This window comes from Pseudomonas sp. TSO6 (assembly GCF_056098905.1).
The window spans coordinates 1-18,763 of the sequence record NZ_JBLZWV010000039.1; the positions used below are offsets into that span (position 1 = coordinate 1).

General features: G+C 58.0%; 15 protein-coding genes and 1 pseudogene. 13 read left to right on the top strand and 3 right to left on the bottom strand.

Annotation, left to right across the window (positions count from 1 at the left end; translation table 11 throughout):
* Both ACN6NG_RS18115 and ACN6NG_RS18120 read right to left on the bottom strand, forming a co-directional pair.
* On the bottom strand, positions 1 to 802 hold an 802-nt coding region (locus ACN6NG_RS18115), incomplete at its 3' end, for an NAD(P)/FAD-dependent oxidoreductase (protein WP_474315331.1).
* A gap of 17 nt (positions 803 to 819) precedes the next feature.
* Positions 820 to 1,713: a dihydrodipicolinate synthase family protein gene (locus ACN6NG_RS18120; protein WP_013972264.1), complete on the bottom strand. Its 894-nt coding sequence runs from the start codon at positions 1,711 to 1,713 to the stop codon at positions 820 to 822.
* A 481-nt stretch (positions 1,714 to 2,194) separates the two neighbouring features.
* Between ACN6NG_RS18120 and ACN6NG_RS18125 the strand changes: the two genes are divergently transcribed.
* From ACN6NG_RS18125 to ACN6NG_RS18145, 5 genes are all read left to right on the top strand, one after another.
* Positions 2,195 to 3,514 carry an NAD(P)/FAD-dependent oxidoreductase gene (locus ACN6NG_RS18125; protein WP_044046977.1) on the top strand — a complete coding sequence of 440 codons (1,320 nt, stop codon included), beginning with the start codon at positions 2,195 to 2,197 and terminating at the stop codon, positions 3,512 to 3,514.
* Positions 3,515 to 3,524: 10 nt separating this feature from the next.
* Complete coding sequence (locus ACN6NG_RS18130; protein WP_013972262.1) at positions 3,525 to 4,304, top strand: pyrroline-5-carboxylate reductase family protein; 780 nt, start codon at positions 3,525 to 3,527, stop codon at positions 4,302 to 4,304.
* An 84-nt stretch (positions 4,305 to 4,388) separates the two neighbouring features.
* Positions 4,389 to 5,774 (top strand): MFS transporter, encoded by a 1,386-nt coding sequence (locus ACN6NG_RS18135; protein WP_044046976.1) that lies wholly within the window; start codon positions 4,389 to 4,391, stop codon positions 5,772 to 5,774.
* 51 nt (positions 5,775 to 5,825) lie between these two features.
* The gene (locus ACN6NG_RS18140; RefSeq protein WP_013972260.1) at positions 5,826 to 6,176 is read left to right on the top strand and encodes a cupin domain-containing protein; all 351 of its coding nucleotides are present in this window, start codon (positions 5,826 to 5,828) and stop codon (positions 6,174 to 6,176) included.
* 9 nt (positions 6,177 to 6,185) lie between these two features.
* Positions 6,186 to 6,530 carry a RidA family protein gene (locus ACN6NG_RS18145; protein ID WP_013972259.1) on the top strand — a complete coding sequence of 115 codons (345 nt, stop codon included), beginning with the start codon at positions 6,186 to 6,188 and terminating at the stop codon, positions 6,528 to 6,530.
* Positions 6,531 to 6,590: 60 nt separating this feature from the next.
* Here the strand turns inward: ACN6NG_RS18145 and ACN6NG_RS18150 are convergent, their stop codons facing one another.
* Positions 6,591 to 7,637, bottom strand: a complete 1,047-nt coding sequence (locus ACN6NG_RS18150) for a GlxA family transcriptional regulator (RefSeq protein WP_049798472.1) — start codon at positions 7,635 to 7,637, stop codon at positions 6,591 to 6,593.
* A gap of 206 nt (positions 7,638 to 7,843) precedes the next feature.
* On the opposite strand from ACN6NG_RS18150, the gene ACN6NG_RS18155 reads away from it, so the two are divergent.
* From ACN6NG_RS18155 to ACN6NG_RS18190, 8 genes and pseudogenes are all read left to right on the top strand, one after another.
* Positions 7,844 to 9,235 (top strand): NAD(P)/FAD-dependent oxidoreductase, encoded by a 1,392-nt coding sequence (locus ACN6NG_RS18155; protein WP_013972257.1) that lies wholly within the window; start codon positions 7,844 to 7,846, stop codon positions 9,233 to 9,235.
* Positions 9,236 to 9,246: 11 nt separating this feature from the next.
* Positions 9,247 to 10,215, top strand: a complete 969-nt coding sequence (locus ACN6NG_RS18160; protein ID WP_013972256.1) for an NAD(P)-dependent oxidoreductase — start codon at positions 9,247 to 9,249, stop codon at positions 10,213 to 10,215.
* Positions 10,212 to 11,663, top strand: coding sequence for an aldehyde dehydrogenase family protein (locus tag ACN6NG_RS18165; protein ID WP_013972255.1), 1,452 nt, complete (start codon positions 10,212 to 10,214; stop codon positions 11,661 to 11,663). Before ACN6NG_RS18160 ends, ACN6NG_RS18165 begins: the two co-directional genes overlap by 4 nt.
* Before the next feature lie 104 nt (positions 11,664 to 11,767).
* A complete protein-coding gene (locus tag ACN6NG_RS18170) occupies positions 11,768 to 13,411 on the top strand; it encodes an acetolactate synthase large subunit (RefSeq protein ID WP_316927904.1) in 1,644 nt (547 codons plus the stop codon).
* 16 nt (positions 13,412 to 13,427) lie between these two features.
* Positions 13,428 to 14,869 (top strand): annotated as a pseudogene (gene gabD, locus ACN6NG_RS18175) (NADP-dependent succinate-semialdehyde dehydrogenase).
* Between the two features lie 296 nt (positions 14,870 to 15,165).
* Positions 15,166 to 16,119 (top strand): LysR substrate-binding domain-containing protein, encoded by a 954-nt coding sequence (locus ACN6NG_RS18180; protein ID WP_013972252.1) that lies wholly within the window; start codon positions 15,166 to 15,168, stop codon positions 16,117 to 16,119.
* A gap of 113 nt (positions 16,120 to 16,232) precedes the next feature.
* Positions 16,233 to 17,489 carry an aromatic ring-hydroxylating oxygenase subunit alpha gene (locus ACN6NG_RS18185; protein ID WP_474315336.1) on the top strand — a complete coding sequence of 419 codons (1,257 nt, stop codon included), beginning with the start codon at positions 16,233 to 16,235 and terminating at the stop codon, positions 17,487 to 17,489.
* A gap of 4 nt (positions 17,490 to 17,493) precedes the next feature.
* The gene (locus ACN6NG_RS18190; RefSeq protein ID WP_013972250.1) at positions 17,494 to 18,621 is read left to right on the top strand and encodes an FAD-binding oxidoreductase; all 1,128 of its coding nucleotides are present in this window, start codon (positions 17,494 to 17,496) and stop codon (positions 18,619 to 18,621) included.
* Positions 18,622 to 18,763: the final 142 nt, after the last annotated feature.

Below are 18,763 nucleotides of genomic sequence, written 5' to 3' on the forward strand. Positions count from 1 at the left end.
TCAACGAGGCGTAGGTGAACACATGCAGCAGCTGCCCTTTAAAGAAGCCGAAGCTCTGCGCATGCCCATTGTTCGCCAGAATGATCTTGCCCGCAGTAACGACGCCCTTCGGCGTTTTTACTACCCATGAACCACCCACATTTTTAAACGACAGGGCAGGCGTCTGTTCATACACGCGAACAGGATCACGGAAGGTATCAGCAAAGCGACGTACATAATCAGCGGGCTGAATCATCACAGTACCCGGCATGAACATACCGGACGTGTAAGCAGCGCTTCCCGTTACATCGCCGATTTCTCGGGTGTTCAGCAGTTCGTACTTCTCACCAAGTGCGTCGAGTTGCTTCCCATAGGACAGGATGTGCTCGTCACCTTGGGTACCTCGAGCAACACTGTATCGGCCGCACGGGTCAAAGACCTCTTTGCCCCAGCCGTGCTCCTCAGCCAACTCCAAGCCCAGATCAATCGCGGTACGGTAAAGCTTGATGTCGCGACGTGCGCGATCAAGCGAACCGCCACCCAGCCCTTCAGCTGAGACCTCATGGGGAAGGTCGATTATGAACCCCGAGTTCCGCCCCGAAGCTCCATCGCCGACCAGACCTGCTTCAAGAATTACTACCTTGACGGTCGGATCCAGTCGAACGATTTGACGAGCGGCTGAGAGGCCAGCGAAACCACCACCGATGACCACGACGTCCGCCGTGATCGAGCTCTCCAATGCTGGTTTACCCATGCGGCGAGGCAGCATCTCTACCCAACCAGAGCTGCCATTGTTTTCAGGTAATTTCGAAGCAACAAACATGTCGGCTTCTCCAGCTGTCAGGAAGCAGAGGCTTCGCGCTCGATCAGCGGAGCCAATGCTTCACGCAGCGCATCCAACTTATCTTCGGCCAGGCGGGCAAGCGGACGGCGGGGATTGCCTGCGCCATAGCCCATGATTTCAGCGCCAGCATACACAGACTGCACGTAGTCCCCTTGCCAGATCAGGGACATCACCGGAGCCAACGACTTCCAGATATCCTGAACATCATCCCACTTGCGTTCAGTTGCGGCGTTGACCAGGGCAACACAGGTTTTCGGTGCCATGTTCGCCCCGCCCCAGATCAACCCTGCGGCACCCGCGAACAAAGCGTAAGGTACCAGCGGATCGGCACCGTTCATGGTTGGCAAGCCGGTGCGCACCAGAGAAGCTTGAGCTGCGAGATCACCGCTGCTGTCCTTCACCGAAACAAAGTTCGGAATTTCGCTCAGTTGCTTGAACAGCGATGGAGTGACCTCTACGCCTACCGCCTGCGGGACGTTGTAACCGATGATCGGCAGGCCGGCCTCGGAAACCGTCGAGTAAAAATCGATGATGCCCTGATCATCGGTTGGGCCTTCGAAGAAGGGCGGAAGCACCATGACGCCGTCGGCGCCGCAATCTTTGGCATGGCGGGTACGCTCAACGACCTCATCGGCCAGCAAGGCTGAGGTTTGAGCGATCACGCGCGCACGACCTTTGATGACTTTCGAGCCGAACGCGATCAGTTCCTTGGACTCATCCTTGCTCAGATACACATGCATTCCGGTTCCGGAGCTCAGCACAAAGCCATGAACACCGGCTGCGATGTAACGCTCAATGAGCCCTTCAAATCGCGCGTAGTCGATTTTGCCCTGGGCATCGAACGGCGTGGTGATGGCAAGGTTGACACCGGAAAATTTGAATGCAGACATCGTAAAACCCCTTATTGTTCTCAGCTGGTCGATCCAGCCAAACCATCGAGCGGTGGATGCTCTGAGAAAAGGGTACGTATGAATTCAATCTGTATACAGCGACATTTCCGGAGACGACTTGATGACAAAATGTTATCCGTTAGCCGCAGGCGCTATATCGCTCGTCGAGACAGCTATTGAGCAGTTGAAAAAGCGACCAGAAATAGTCTTTCCCTGTAAATGAGATGGATATTGCGCGACCGACCTAAATGAACCGCCCCTGCATTCCTAGGCACTCTCTAAGCTCAGAAGATACCGTTTCTCATATTCTACTGGCGACAACTGCACAGCACAGCTGTGACGGCGCTTAGGGTTACAGCCAACATCCGCCTGCAAAATTCAGCCCCCCCGCCAGAACCTCCCATGAGTCGTCCTGCCCGTTATATTTTCAGAAGTCATGCGGTGCGATAGTGACTCAAACAACACTTAAAAGTAGATACGCATGTACAGAAACACCTCTACTCCCGCGGATGACAACGGCTGTGGCTGGTTCCATCTGAGCCCTGCCCGTACTCCAAAACAGAGCCACCGTGGCCGCAGTTCGGCTCGCTGGGTTGTGTTGGGCGCAGGCTTTACCGGTCTCGCCGCGGCACGTCAGCTCGCCCACCACTACCCAGGGGACGAGATCATTCTTGTCGAGGCTCAGGTTGTCGGGTTTGGCGCGTCCGGACGAAACTCCGGCTTTGCAATTGACTTGCCACATGATATCGGTGCGGCGGACTACATCGGGCCGCTGCCTACCGCGCGCATGAACTTGAAGCTCAACTTGCGCGCGCAGAGCATCCTCGCGCAACTGATCAAGGATCAGGGCATCGATTGCCAGATCAGGCCTGACGGCAAGTACCAAGCCGCCGTGGAAAGCAAGGGGCTTGCGGTACTGGAGGCTTATCGCAGTGGGCTCGAGAAGCTCGACCAGCCTTATGAAATGATCGAGGCACAAGACCTGCCTGATCACCTCGGCACCTCGTTCTACAAGAAAGCGTTGTACACCCCGGGCACGAAGCTTCTGCAACCGGCCGCCTTGGCCAAAGGGCTGGCAGATACACTGCCGAAGAACGTCACCCTCTATGAGGGAACGGTCATCACGTCGATTGAGCAAGGTGACCGCGTCACACTCAAACACGATGCCGGCGAAATTATCGCGGACCAATTGCTGCTGACCAACAATGCGTTTGCATCGCACTTCGGTTTCCTCCCAGGCCGCCTGCTCCCCATCTTCACGTACGCCAGCATGACTCGCCCTCTGACCAAAGAAGAGCAACAGCGACTGGGCGGCAAAGACACCTGGGGCGTCATCCCGGCAGATCCGTTCGGTAGTACGCTACGCCGGACCCCCGACCAGCGTTTACTCGTGCGCAACAGCTTCAGCTTCAATGCCGATGGACGAGCACACCAACGCTACCTGGATCGCGCAGGGCGCCAGCACCGTGACTCGTTTGAACGACGATTCCCGATGCTTGCAGGTATGCCATTCGAGTACACCTGGGGCGGCTCCATGTGCTTGTCGCGCAATCACATGTCGCACTTCGGCTCGCTTGCGCGCAATGTCCACGGAGCCTTGTGCTGCAATGGCCTGGGCATTACCCGCGGCACCGTCACTGGCACCCTGCTGGCCAACTGGCTCGCTGGCGAACGCGATGAACTGATCGACTTCCTACTGGGTGCAGAGGGGCCAAATCGCAATCCCCCAGAACCGTTCTTAAGCCTCGGGGTCAACTTGAATCTGCGCTGGGGTCAGCACCGCGCAGGAATGGAAAGCTAAAGGGGGCGACATGCAGAACCTTGGCATTATCGGTGTAGGTGACCTCACGGAAAGCATCGTCCGCGGATTGCGCAGAAGCGGGCTTGCCGACGCGATCATGCTATCGCCGAGAAACGCGGAGCGCGCCCAAACGCTTGCTGACGAATGCGCGTGCCAGGTTCTGCAAGACAATCAAGCTGTCGTCGATCGTAGCGATATTGTGCTGCTGGGTGTCCGGCCAGAGGACATCGCGTCCGTGGCAAACCAGGTTCAACTGAAGCCGGGGCAAAAGCTGATATCGCTGGCGGCAGGAATAAGTCTTGAGCAACTGCAGACTGCTTTCCCTCTGGCTGATTGTGTGAGGGCAATGCTCTCATGCGCAGCCAAGCTCAACCGGTCAACGGTCGTCATCTGCCCTGCGGATGCGGCTTCAGAAAGCTTGCTCTGTACTCTGGGCGAACTGGTGGTATTGCAAGATGAAGACTCCTTCGAGCTTGCAACCGTAGCAGCGTGTATGAACAGCTGGTTTTACTTCTTGCTGCATGATCTCGAGCAATGGTTGAGCGATAAAGGCCTGCCTGCTGATGCGGCACGCGCCTTGGTTCTTAGTAACATTAAAGACTGTGTAGGCTCTGCAGAATCGAACCCTGATAAGAGCCTTCAGTCGCTAGGTCGAGCGATCGCCTCCCCTGGCACATTCTCAGCCGAAGGATTGGCTGTTTTGATGCACCAACCTGTAAGTGCTAATTGGGGTGCTGCTTGTGAAGTTGTGCTGGACGCACTCTTAACACGAACTCGAACCCCTCGATAGAGTTTCAAAAACTTGATAATCACTGGCCACACTTACGTGGCCAGCGAATGCGTGTTCGCAATAACAACAAAAAGAGGTATTTTCATGTCAACTCTGAAGCGCTCCGTAGAGGACGCACCACTTAATGCCTTCCATCGAAAGCTAACTATATACTCAGCCGGCGGTCCTTTTTTGGATGGCTATGTACTGAGCATCATTGGCGTGGTCATGATGCAGATCAGTACCGCACTTCAACTGAGTGCACTTTGGGAAGGATTAATCGCGGCCTCAGCGCTCATTGGCGTATTCCTAGGTGGCTTCTTAGGTGGCTGGTTCACCGATAAATACGGGCGAAAAGTTCTCTATCTGGTCGACCTGATCGCGATTGTCGGCTTCTCCCTCGCTCAGTTCTGGGTTGAGTCGGCCTGGCTCCTGTTCGTTTGGCGCCTGCTGATTGGCATGGCTGTTGGGGCGGACTACCCCATTGCAACCTCCTTGCTGGCGGAATTCTTGCCGCGCAAACACCGCGGGCCCCTGCTGGCCGCCATGGTACTGATGTGGTTTGCAGGTGCTGCGGTCGCATACTTGGCCGGGGAAGTTCTGCTGCGCTTTGCAGGCGAGGATGCTTGGCGCTGGGTGCTTGCCAGTGCTGTCGTACCTGGCGGACTGTTCCTGCTGGCGCGAAGCGGCACCCCAGAGTCACCCCGCTGGCTGATTAGCAAGGGCCGTAAAGCTGAAGCCGATGCAGTCATCAAGCGCGTATACGGCCCCGACTACTCCATCAGCGACCTCCCAGAGCCCAGCAACGCAAAACCAGTATCCGTATGGTCCCTGTTCCACTCAGGTTACGGTAAGCGGATGGCTTTCATCACGCTCTTCTGGACGTGTGCCATCGTTCCGCTGTTTGCTATCTACGCGTTTGCCCCGAAAGTTCTGCAGGCTTTGAAACTCACCGGCGACTGGGCAAGCTACGGTTCCTTGGCAATTACGTTCCTGTTCACCTTGGGCTGCCTTGGCGCTACGAAGCTGATCAATGGCATGGGACGCCGCAAGATGCTGATTCACAGCTTCCTTTGGTCAGGCCTGGCGCTTTTCGTGCTCGGCCAGTTCCCTGACAGCGCCCCAATGATTGTCCTGATTATTTTTGGCGCCTATGCCGTATTGATTGGTGGCGCACAAGTGCTCACTTATGTGTATCCCAATGAACTGTTCCCCACGGAGATTCGCGCATCCGCCGTAGGCCTGGCCACCTCGCTGTCGCGTATCGGCGCAGCACTGGGCACTTACCTGGTGCCCATTTCGTTGGATTCGCTGGGCATCGCCAACACCATGTTCATTGCTGCTGGAGTATCGCTGTTCGGCGCAATCATTTCATGGTGGCTGGCGCCGGAAACTCGCTCGCTGGATCTGCAGCAATCGGCAGCTCTTGGCCAACACTCAGGAACGGCTAAGCGCAGCACTGCAACAGGCTTGTCCACTGACCGTCGCTAAAGCAGACAGTTACCAATCACCCCGATACATTGAGTTACCAAGGAATTCCCGATGCCCCAAGTTCTTACCGTTGTACGAAATGCTGCTGAGTCCGCGCTGGGTGAAACCTCGCCAGCCAAACTGCCGATTGGTGACGTGATCGCTGTCGCAGCCACCGGCCAGGCACAGACCGATGAAGGCGTTGGTGCCAGCATCGGCGTCTGGGAAAGCAGCGTGGGTGTTTTCCGTCGCCATCTCAAGAACCGCGAGTTCAGCCACATTGTTAGCGGCTGGTGCACCTTTACCCCTGACGGCGGCGAGCCCGTGGAATTGCGCGCCGGTGATGCCGTTCTGTTCCCTGAGAACTGTGAAGGCATTTGGGACATTCGCGAGCCACTGCGCAAAACCTACGTACTGTTCTAAGGAGCCCCCATGATCGAACGTATCAAGCCAGGCTCTCGTGCCAGCCAGATGGTGATCATCAAAGGGCGAATCGAAACCTCTGGCATTGTGGCCCAAGCACCCCAAGGCAATATCACCGAACAGACGCAGTGCGTGCTGGCGCAACTGGAGCGCTGGTTTTCCGAGGTTGGAGCAGGAAAGAAAGACATTTCTCGGATTCAAATCTGGCTGGCCAACATGGACGACTTTGCTGCCATGAATGCGGTCTACGACGCCTGGGTTGGTGATGAGCCGCCGGTGCGTGCATGCGTCGGCGCGCCACTGGCAGCCCCCGAGTACCTTATCGAGATTCAAGCTTTCGGCGAGATGCCATAGCCTCGATCTCTTGGCTGTCACGCCGCGGGCCTGGCCCGCGGCGTTTTTGCATGCACTGACCTAGAGCTCAGGGTCCAAGCCAACCCGTTCATTGTTCCACTCAAACCGCTCGACCTCGTGCCGGCGTTTGCGAAAGCTGTACGGCGTCTCGCCATACTGCTTGCGGAACCAGAGAATGAAATGCGAAGCATCCGAAAAGCCGCAGGCCAAGGCGATGGTGGTGATGTTCTGGCTGGTATTGACCAGCAGCCGCCTGGCATGGTCAAGGCGCAGTTTGCGCCAATAGTTGGCCGGGGGCTCTTGAGTATTGGCTACGAACTCGCGATGCAACTGCCGAGGGTGAGTACCCACAGCACTCGCCACCGCCTGGATCGTGAGGGATGACCCCAGATTTTCGCGCATGAAAGCAATTGCTCGCTGCACGCGATCGTTCAGATACACCCCACCTTCGGCGCCCTCCGCCTCCTCCTCGCTTCGCTCTTCGACCAACAGGTACTCCAAGCCTTTCTGAGCCCGAACTGCCCCGCAGTGGCGGCGAATCAGGTTGGCAGCCAAATCGATGGCCGTACCACCTGGGCAGGTAATGATGCCCCGGTCATCGACATAGTTTTTATCGATCACCGCAGTAGACAGCGGAAAGCGCTCCTTGAACTCTTCTCGCAGGGTGAAATGGAGTGCACACCGTCTGCCGTCCAGAAGCCCAGCCTTTCCCAGCACGAATGAACCAGAGCACAAGGCGATGATGGGAATGTTGGCAGCATGCACATCCCGCAGCGCATCCAGCAGCCAGTCCGGAGGATTGCGCGTTTCGCCAAGCAACCCCCCCGCGATCACGATGTAGTCATATTGGGCCCACAGATTCAGGGGTTTGGTTGGCAAGATGGGCATTCCGCAACTGGCCACGATGGGCTGGTCATTCAGCGTCATCCAATCCCACTGACAAAAAACCTGCTGACTGCGAAAGGACTTGTCAGCGGCAAACCGCAAGGAATCCACCAATCCGGCAACCGGCACCAAGGTGAAGTGGTTCATCAAGACAAAGCCGACCCTCAGCTCTGGTTTGATAGAGGCAGGAACACTGCTTTGATCTTCGGCTTTCCTGACCATGAGTAGGCACCTCAGCTTGATGGATTGCACCATTCTAAAGCACTACGAGAGTCCTCCATATCATATCAATCTCAGCAAATGGAAAATTTAGGACACTCTGCACGAATAAGCGAAAGCGTACGATCAATTGTCATGACTGTAATATCTCAAAAGCCATTTGCTGAGCATCATGTGTACAAAAACCAACATGCTCAAAGGCACTCACTATGTACCGTGGATTCTGGTATGCCCAGGCACTCGACCTGGACAGCGATCTGGCCCCTGCCCTGCAGGATGCAATTCAAGCGGATGTCTGCATCGTCGGCGGCGGTTTCCTTGGCCTGTGGTCGGCCATCCGCCTGAAACAGGCGCACCCGGAAAAGACCATCGTCATCGTCGAGCGTGATCGCTGCGGTTCGGGTGCCAGTGGGCGCAACGGCGGTGTTGCCACCAACTGGTGGGGCAAATACCTTTCGGTGCGCACTATCTGTGGCGATGTCGAAGCGCGACGCATCTGCGAGGCGGCGGAGTCGGCCATCGACGAGATCGGCAGCTTCTGCCAGGAGCACGGTATCGATGCTCAGTATCGCAAGGACGGCTGGCTGTGGACTGCCACCAACCAGCGCCAGATGGGCTCGTGGAAGGTACTCACCGACGGCCTGCAAAAACTCGACGTCAACCCCTTCCAGGAACTGGACCGCGAAACCATCCGTGGTCGAGTAGGCTCCCCACTCGTGCTGGGTGGGATCTATGATCCCAATGCCGCCACCGTGCAGCCTGCCATGCTGGCTCGCGGCCTGCGCCGGGTGGCGCTGAAACTCGGGGTGAAGATCTTCGAGAAATCGCCTTTCACCCATTTGGAGCGCGGCAAGAACCCGGTGGTACACACCGCCATGGGTCGCGTGAAGGCTAATCACGTGGTACTCGCGCTGAATGCCTGGGGCGCGCAGTTCCCTGAGCTGCGCCGGATGATCGCGATCATGTCCAGCGACATGGTGGCCACCGCACCAGTCAAGGCCAAGCTCGACGCCATCGGCTTCAGCGGCGGCGAGTGCATGACCGATTCGCGCACCGTACTCAACTACTGGCGCAATACCCCGGATGGCCGCGTGGTGTTCGGCAAACCGCTGGGGCAGTTCGCCTTTGCCGGGCGCATCGGCAACCTGTATGAGAAGCCATCGCCGGCTGCAGACAAAGTCGCGGCCGAACTGCGCCGCCTGTACCCGCAATTGCAGGACGTGCCAGTGGTCAGCAGTTGGACCGGCCCGATCGACCGCGCCATGAAAGGCCTGCCGAACTTCGGTTACCTCGACCATCACCAGACCGTCAGCTACGGCATCGGCTTCTCGGGCAACGGGGTGGCCACTACGGTCTTTGCCAGCCGCATCATCAAATCGCTGGCCACCCACGCCAATGACGAGTGGGCCAACTGCGGACTGGTCAACCAGAAGATGAAGCTGCTGCCGCCAGAGCCGTTCCGCTTCTTCGGCGCGCACATGGTGCGCGATGCGCTGGTGCGCAAGGAATCCCTTGAAGACCACGACCAGGACGCCGGCTTCATCACCCGTCAGCTGGTTTCCATGGCGCCTGCCGGCTATGTTCCGGCGCAGAAAAAATAAGAATCAGGATCATGAGCGAACATATCGTTTTCCTAGACGACGACGGCCTTGCGGCTTCGACACGTCTGAAGCGCCCTGACTGCGAACATACCTGGGAGCAGTTTGCCTACACCCACCCCGATCAGGTGCTAGAGCACCTGAAGGACGCCACGATTGCGCTGACCTGCAGCGTGCCGCTGCGCGAGGAGCACCTGCGTCAATTACCGAAGCTGAAGATGATTTCGCTGGCCCTGACCGGCCGTGACATCGTCGACGTCGATTACTGCGATGCCCATGGCATCGAGGTTTCCAGCGTACCCGGCTACGCCGCGAACACCGTTGCCGAGCACAGCATGGCGATGATGCTCGAGCTGTTTCGCCGGCCGGCTGCCTTCAGCCGACTGATGCGCAAGGTGCATGCGGGGCAGGCCGAGTACAAGAACATCTACTTCGACCACCGTATCCGTGATGTGCGCGGCAAGCAGATGGCGATAATCGGCAGCGGCCCGATTGCCGTTCGTCTGGCCGAACTGGCCCGTGCCTTCGGTATGGAAGTGTTGTTCGAAGATCGCGGTGGCAAGCGTTCCGGCCCCGATTGCCGCTCTTTGGAGAGCTTGCTCCGCAGCTGCGATGTGCTGTCTATCAATGCACCGTTGACGCCTGAAACCCACAATTTGATCGACGCTGAAAAGCTCGCGCTGATGAAGCCCGATGCGCTGGTCATCAACACCGGCCGCGGCGGCATCGTCAACGAAGCCGCGTTGATCGATGCGTTGCAACACGGCCGGCTGGGCGGAGTCGCACTGGACGTGGTCGAGGTAGAGCCGCTGCATCCGAGCAACCCGTTGTTCCAGCTGATTGATCGCGACGACTTCATCCTCAACCCGCACATTGCCTGGAGCAGTGAGGATGCCATGCAGCAGTTGATGGACCGCGCCGTCGACAACATCACTCATTTCGTTACCCGCCACACTACCGAGAAAAGGATCCGCAGCGCATGACCATCGCCACTAAAAGCAGCTTCGTCGACGGCGCTTTCGTTGCCCTGGACAGCGGCGCTGACATCCTCGAGAACCGTAACCCATCCAACCCGGGTGAGGTGGTCGAGCGCTTCGTACGTGCCGACCAGAACCTCACCGAGCAGGCCATCGCGGCCGCACGTCGTGCCCAGCCAGCCTGGGCGCGCAGCAACCCTCAGCAACGCGCCGATGCGCTGGACTTCATCGGTAGCGAGATCCTTGCACGCCGTGAAGAACTAGCTACCCTCCTTGCCCGCGAAGAAGGCAAGATCGTCCGCGAAGCGCTCGGCGAAGTCGATCGCGCGGGTCGCTCGTTCAAGTTCTACGCCCAGGAAGCCCTGCGTGCTGAAGGTGAGAAGTACCAATCGGTGCGCCAGGACGTCGGCATCGATGTGTTCACCCAGCCACTGGGTGTGATCGGCATTATTGCGCCGTGGAACTTCCCCATCGCCATCCCGGCATGGAAAATCGCGCCAGCACTGTGCTTTGGCAACTGCGTCGTCTTCAAACCGGCTGAATTGGTACCTTCCAGCGCTTGGGCACTTGCTGAAATCATCAGCCGTTCCGGCCTGCCGGCGGGTGTATTCAACATGCTGATCGGTCCAGGTCGCAGTGTGGGCGACACAATTATCCGCTCGCCAGAAATCGACGGTATCAGCTTCACCGGCTCGGAAAATACAGGTCGTCAGATCGCCAAGCTGGCCGCCGAAGGTATGAAGAAAGTGCAGCTGGAGATGGGCGGCAAGAACCCGCTGGTGGTGCTGGATGATGCCGATCTTGAGCAAGCGGTAGAAGTTGCGCTCAACGGTTCGTTCTACAGCACGGGTCAGCGTTGCACAGCCAGTTCTCGTGTCATTGTGACTGAAGGCATTCACGACGCGTTTGTCGCGCGCCTGGCTGAGCGTACTCGGGCGCTGAAAGTGGGCGACGCGTTGCAGGCGTCCACCGATATTGGCCCGGTTGTGGACGGGCGTCAGCTGGAGCAGAACCTCTCCTACGTCGCTCTTGGCCTGGAACAGGGTGCCAAACTGGTGTGTGGCGGTGAACGAGTCGAAAACGAAGCCGGCGCGTACTACTTCACGCCAGCACTGTTCACCGAAGTGACTTCGCAAATGCGCATCTACCGGGAGGAGATTTTCGGGCCGGTGCTGAGCGTGCTCAAGGTGCGTGATTATGAAGAGGCCTTCGCTGCAGCAGAAGACACTCAGTTTGGCTTGTCCGCAGGCATTGTCACCACGTCGTTGCGTTACGCAGAACACTTCAAGCGCAATAGCTCGGCCGGCATGGTGATGGTTAATTTGCCAACCGCCGGTGTTGATTATCACGTTCCGTTCGGCGGTAACGGCGCTTCGAGCCTGGGCTCACGCGAACAAGGCACTCACGCCAGGCAATTCTTCACCCGCGTCAAGACCACGTATCAACTGGCCTGACGTCACACCCTTAAACGCAAAATGTTCATCTACGAGACCGACGTTGAAATCGGTCTCGTGGAGCCTGCTGTCCGAACAAATATAAACCTGAGGTAGTAAGCAAGATGGCCAAGGCCGCCGATGTCGTTGTGCAATGCCTGGAGAACGAAGGTGTCGAGTATGTGTTCGGCATTCCCGGTGAGGAAAACCTCGACCTGCTGGAATCCCTGCGCAAGTCGAAGATCAAGCTGGTTCTGACCCGCCACGAGCAGTCCGCGGGCTTCATGGCCGCCACCTATGGCCGCCTGACCGGCAAGACCGGCGTCAGCCTGTCGACACTGGGCCCTGGCGCAACCAACCTGGTCACCGCCAGTGCCTACGCCTACCTGGGCGGCATGCCGATGATGATGATCACCGGCCAGAAGCCGATCAAGAAGTCCAAGCAGGGCCGTTTCCAGATCATCGACGTGTGCGGCATGATGGACCCCATCACCAAGTACACCCACCAGTTCGCCTCGGCCGACAACATCCCGGCCCGTATGCGTGAAGCCTTCCGCCTGGCTGAAGAAGAGAAGCCGGGCGCCGTGCACCTGGAACTGCCGGAAGACATCGCCGCCGAGCAGACCGACGCCCTGCCGATCCCACGCAGCCTGCACCGCCGCCCGCTGGCCGAGCACGTGGCCATCGAAGCTGCCGTCGAGAAACTGCAGAAGGCCCGCAGCCCGATCCTGGTCATCGGTGCCGGCGCCAACCGCAAGATGACCGCCAAGGTCCTCAAGCAGCTGATCGACAAGACCGGCATCCCGTTCATCACCACCCAGATGGGTAAAGGCGTGGTCGACGAGCGTCACCCGCGCTTCCTCGGCAACGCTGCGCTGTCGTCCGGTGACTTCGTCCACCGCGCCATCGAAGCGGCCGACCTGATCATCAACATCGGCCACGACGTGATCGAGAAGCCGCCGTTCTTCATGGTCCGTGGCGGCACCGAAGTCATCCACATCAGCTTCCGCTCCGCCGAAGTCGATGCCGTGTACTTCCCGCAGGTGGAAGTGATCGGCGACATCGCCAACGCCGTGTGGCAGATCAGCGAAGCGCTGACCGACACCACGCATTGGGACTTCACCCGCCTGATGACCATCCGTGAAGCGAACGAAGCGCAGATCGCCGAAGGTGCCGACGACAACCGCTTCCCGGTCTACCCGCAGCGTATGGTCGCCGACATCCGTCGCGTACTGCCGTCCGACGGCATCGTCGCCCTGGACAACGGCATCTACAAGATCTGGTTCGCCCGTAACTACAAGGCGCACAAGCCGAACACCGTGCTGCTGGACAACGCCCTGGCGACCATGGGCGCCGGCCTGCCATCGGCCATGGCCTCGCACCTGGTGTACCCGGATCGCCCGGTGATCTCGGTGTGCGGCGACGGCGGCTTCATGATGAACAGCCAGGAGCTGGAAACCGCGGTACGTCTGGGCATGCACATCACCGTGGTGATCCTGCGTGACGACGGCTACGGCATGATCCGCTGGAAGCAGGCCAACATGGGCTTCACCGATTTCGGCCTGGACTACGGCAACCCGGACTTCGTCAAGTACGCCGAAGCCTACGGTGCCAACGGCCACCGCGTGGAAAGCGCCGAAGCCTTCCTGCCACTGCTCGAGCACTGCATCAAGACCCCGGGCGTGCACGTGATCGACTGCCCGGTCGATTACAGCGAGAACGACCGCATCCTGAACATGGACCTGCGTGAGCGTAGCGCTGCCATCTGACTAAGGAAACAGAACCATGCAATTGAAAAATTCGTATCTGTTCCGCCAGCAAGCCTTCATCAACGGTGAGTGGCTGGATGCGGACAGCGGCCAGACCATCAATGTGACCAACCCGGCCACAGGTGAAGTCATCGGTACCGTGCCGAAGATGGGCACCGCGGAAACCCGCCGCGCCATCGAAGCCGCCGACAAGGCCCTGCCGGCCTGGCGCGCCCTGACCGCCAAGGAGCGCTCGGCCAAGCTGCGTCGCTGGTTCGAACTGATGATCGAGCACCAGGACGACCTGGCTCGCCTGATGACCACCGAACAAGGAAAGCCGCTGGCCGAAGCCAAGGGCGAAATCGCCTACGCCGCCTCGTTCATCGAGTGGTTCGCCGAAGAAGCCAAGCGCGTCTACGGTGATACCATCCCAGGTCACCAGCCAGACAAGCGCCTGATCGTCATCAAGCAGCCGATCGGCGTTACCGCGGCCATCACCCCGTGGAACTTCCCGGCCGCGATGATCACCCGCAAAGCCGGCCCGGCCCTGGCCGCTGGCTGCACCATGGTGCTCAAGCCTGCCTCGCAGACCCCGTACTCGGCATTGGCCCTGGTCGAGCTGGCCACCCGTGCCGGCATCCCGGCGGGTGTGCTGAGCGTGGTTACCGGCAGCGCTGGCGAAGTTGGCGGCGAACTAACCGGCAACTCCCTGGTACGCAAGCTGTCCTTCACCGGCTCGACCGAAATCGGTCGCCAGCTGATGGAAGAATGCGCCAAGGACATCAAGAAGGTTTCCCTGGAGCTGGGTGGCAACGCCCCGTTCATCGTGTTCGACGACGCCGACCTGGACAAGGCGGTCGAGGGCGCGATATCTCCAAGTACCGCAACAACGGCCAGACCTGCGTCTGCGCCAACCGTATCTACGTGCAGGACGGTGTCTACGACGCGTTCGCCCAGAAGCTGGCCGCCGCTGTTGCCAAGCTGAAGATCGGTAATGGCCTGGAAGAAGGCACCACCACTGGCCCGCTGATCGACGGCAAGGCTGTCGCCAAGGTTCAGGAACACATCGAAGACGCCGTTGGCAAAGGCGCCAAGGTGCTGTCCGGTGGCAAGCTGATCGAAGGCAACTTCTTCGAGCCGACCATTCTGGTCGACGTGCCGAACACCGCTGCCGTGGCCAAGGAAGAGACCTTCGGCCCACTGGCGCCGCTGTTCCGCTTCAAAGACGAAGCCGAAGTCATCGCCATGTCCAACGACACCGAGTTCGGCCTGGCCTCGTACTTCTACGCCCGTGACATGAGCCGCGTGTTCCGTGTTGCCGAGGCCCTGGAATACGGCATGGTGGGTATCAACACCGGCCTGATCTCCAACGAAGTTGCGCCATTCGGCGGCATCAAGGCCTCGGGCCTGGGCCGCGAAGGCTCCAAGTACGGTATCGAGGACTACCTGGAAATCAAGTATCTGTGCCTGAGCATTTAGAGACCGAGCCTCGACCGATGGCCGCCTCACCGGTACCTATGCAGTTCAAATTGTGCACTTTCCCTGATGACTAGGGGTACGGACGGGCATTACCCGTCCGTTTTTTTTCGTATCACGTACTGACTCAACCAACGAGGCTCATTTTAAAACTCGAACCACCTGCTGCCAGATGAGGCGTACCTCAATTATGATCCTCCTAACGGTCGAAGCTGCGAAGCAACAGCTCAGGCATTGACAGGATGACTGCGCAACTGAGCGGTTCGTAAAGCAACCCTCGAAACAGAGAATTTATAAACATGAAGCCCACTGAGCCAGGCAATAAGCACAAAGGTTACCGGCGCATCATTCCATCGATGACCGCACTCCTGCAGTTCGAGTCCGTTGCACGCCTGAAGAGCTTCACTCAAGCCGCCAAGGAACTGGGAGTCACCCAAGCGGCGGTCAGCAAACAAATTAAACTGCTCGAAGAAAACCTGGGGGCGCAATTATTTCAACGCGCCTATCGAAATATCGAGCTCACTCATCATGGGCTGGCCTTATTTGCGGTGATCTCCGAGTCCTTGCAGAAAATTGCCACAGTCTTTGATGAGATCAACCAACGCGAGGGGAGCAAAGAGATTACGCTCGGCGCCACTGCCTCGTTTTCTCAGTTCCAGATCATGCCCAGGCTTGCAGCGCTGCATGAAACCATGCCAGAACTCAAGCTTCGCCTCACCACCCAAATGTTCACAGGCGATCTTCGTACGCAAGAGACAGACCTGGATGTACGCTATGGAAACGGTGAGTGGATAGATGGGCAAGCGATCTTTTTGTTCGACGAAGAAATCTTTCCGGTTTGCTCCCCTGCGTGGCTAGCCCGCAACCCGATGCCAACGTCCTTGGAGGAGCTAGCAAACTCAAGTTTGCTGGAGGCTGATTCCACGACAGAGGGATGGATGAACTGGCAGGGCTGGTTCAAAGAGTTGGGCTTGAATACCCACAAGCTGAATTTTGCGCTGCGCTGCAACCTGCACGCCAATGCCGTGCATGCCGCACTTCACGGTCACGGCATTGGCCTGGGCTGGGGGCGGGTGATCGAGCATCTATTGTCCACGGGGGAGCTCGTTCGCCTGGGCGCCTTCTCGGTTCGGCCCAAAGATGCCTACTACGTGATCATTCCTCACGGCCACAATGCAACCCCCGAAGACTGGGCGGTGATCCACTGGCTGCAGAATCGCGCACCTCTGTCCGCGCTGGCAGCAGCTTCATAACTTAAGGTAATGTCACTCGTAAAAATAAGCGCATTGACGGCTTTTTAGGCTACTCAGATAATCCTCGCACAAGCGTTACCAATACTTACAATAAGAGTGCCTGAGGATTTACCATGAGCATTTCGAGTTCTAAAACTCATCGCGAAGTTTTGTCTTCACGACAGCCCGGCTTTGGTATGCCCGGTGAAGTTTTCAGCCGACAGGACATCTTCGAAACAGACGTGGATGTATTCTTCAATAAACACTGGATTGTTGTGGCAGTCACTGCCGATGTTGAAGAGCCCGGCGATGTATTCACTACTGACATCGGAAAGGCCTCCGTCATCATATTGCGCGATGATGATGAGCAAATCCGTGCCTACCGCAATGTTTGCCGTCACCGCGGCGCCCGCCTCAAAGAACCAGGCAAGTCTACTGTTGGTATGCTGGTGTGCCCTTACCACCAGTGGACCTATGATTTGGATGGCAGCCTGAAACATGCAGCGCATATGGGGAAAAACTTTGACCCCAAATGCCGCAGCCTTATTCCAGTCCACTGCAAAGTTATCGGGACCCATGTCTTCGTTTGTTTGAGCGATAACCCACCTGAGGACATTGCCTATCAGGAAGAGGTGATGGGCGCACGCTTTGCCCCCTACGACCTGACCAATACCAAGATCGCGTACGAGCTGGATTACGTCGAGAATGGCAACTGGAAGTTGGTGATGGAGAATAACCGTGAGTGCTATCACTGCCACGGTACGCACCCTGAACTGCTGGTCTCCTATCAATCCGAGGATCTGGGTGTCAGCCTTGAAGAGATGAGCGAAGAACAGCGCGCCTCCTACGACGCCTATCAGATTCGCAAAGCAGGAATCGAAGCAGACTGGGCGAACGATGGCCATCTCTACGAAACGGTCGAACACCTGGATGACGATGCTGCCACTCAGTTCCGCACTCAGCGCATGATCATTGCCGGTAGCGGCGAATCCCAGACCCTTGACACCAAAGTCGCCTGCACCAAGCTGCTCGGCAACTTGAAACGCAAAGATCTTGGCGATACGCACCTGTGGGGCAACAATGCTTGGGCCCATGTCATGAGCGACCACGCCATGATCAGCTGGATCATCCCGCTCTCGCCGGACCGCACCCTTGTTCGCACCAAATGGCTGGTTCACAAGGACGCCGTAGAGGGTGTCGATTACGACCTGCAACGTCTGACCGAGGTTTGGGTAGCCACCACCAAGCAAGACGCCGACCTTGTTGCGATCACCCATAGCGGTACTCAGGATCCCGCCTACATTCCTGGCCCCTACTCCGAGTTCACCGAGCCCTACGTGGATCAGTTCCTGCGCTGGTACAGCGCACGTCTCCAGGCACACGGAGTTTAAGGTGATGACCATGTTCGAAAATATTGCCAGCCTGCGTGCAGACCAACGTTTCTCGGACACTGACCATTGGGCCGCCCACGGCGCTCAATGGGTCAGCGGAGACAGCAAACGCATCGAGTGCTTGAGCGTCGAGGCTGAAACTCACGACGTTAAGACCTTCACGTTCCACTCCACCGACTACCATGCCCTCGCCTACGAGCCAGGGCAGTTTCTCACCGTATCACCAGTGATCAACGGAGAGAGTGTATCGCGCTGCTACACGCTCTCGTCGACCCCGACACGTCCATTCACGTTCTCGATCACGGTCAAGAGAGTACCTGGCGGCATCGTTTCCAACTGGCTGCATGACAATCTCCATGCCGGAGATGCACTGCTTGCATCTGGCCCAGCGGGGATTTTCACCCCTGTTGCCGGGCCTGCTAAAAAGCTTCTGTATCTCTCTGCGGGCTCCGGCATCACGCCGCTGATGGCGATGACGCGTGCTGCTGCAGACCTTCACGCCGATCTGGACATTGTTTTCGTTCACAGCGCGCGCACGCCTAAAGACATCATTTTCCGTCAGGAGCTTGCACACCTTGAGCGGACCATGCCCAAGATGCGCACCTTGTTCTTCTGTGAAAGCGTGGGCGACGAACCGGAGTGGACGGGAACGGTAGGTCGCTTTTCGATCGAGCAACTCGAGAAAGAGATTCCTGATTTCCAAGAGCGCTCCGTTTTCACCTGCGGCCCAAAGGGCTACATGGATGCGGTCAAGGGGTTGTTGGGTGGCGCTGGTTTCGACCTGCTTCGCTACCATCAGGAGAGTTTTGACATTTCTGCGGAGGTGGTGCTCGAACCGCTGCCGTCGACTGAACCCGGGCAGGCCCAGGACACGTTTACAGTCCGCATGGCACGCTCCGGCAAGACCTTCACCATGACTGCCGATCAAACCGTGCTCAGTGCGGCCAAAAAGGCGGGAGCCGTTGTTCCCTCATCTTGCAGCCAAGGTGTCTGTGGCACCTGCAAAACGGCGCTGCTCGAAGGCAGCGTGGATATGAGCCACAACGGAGGCATTCGGCAACGTGAAATCGACAAGGGTTTGCGTCTGCTGTGCTGCAGCCGCCCCACCTCCGATCTGGTGATCGATCTCTGACAAAAAGGCGCCCTAGCAGACTGTGTGAAAACCTAGCAATCTGCCCGGCCCTTTAAGAGAATGCTCCGTATCGAAAGATACGGAGCATTTTTCGTTATGGCCTACATACAAGGAGAGTCCCGCAGTCAGACCAGCCTTTTCC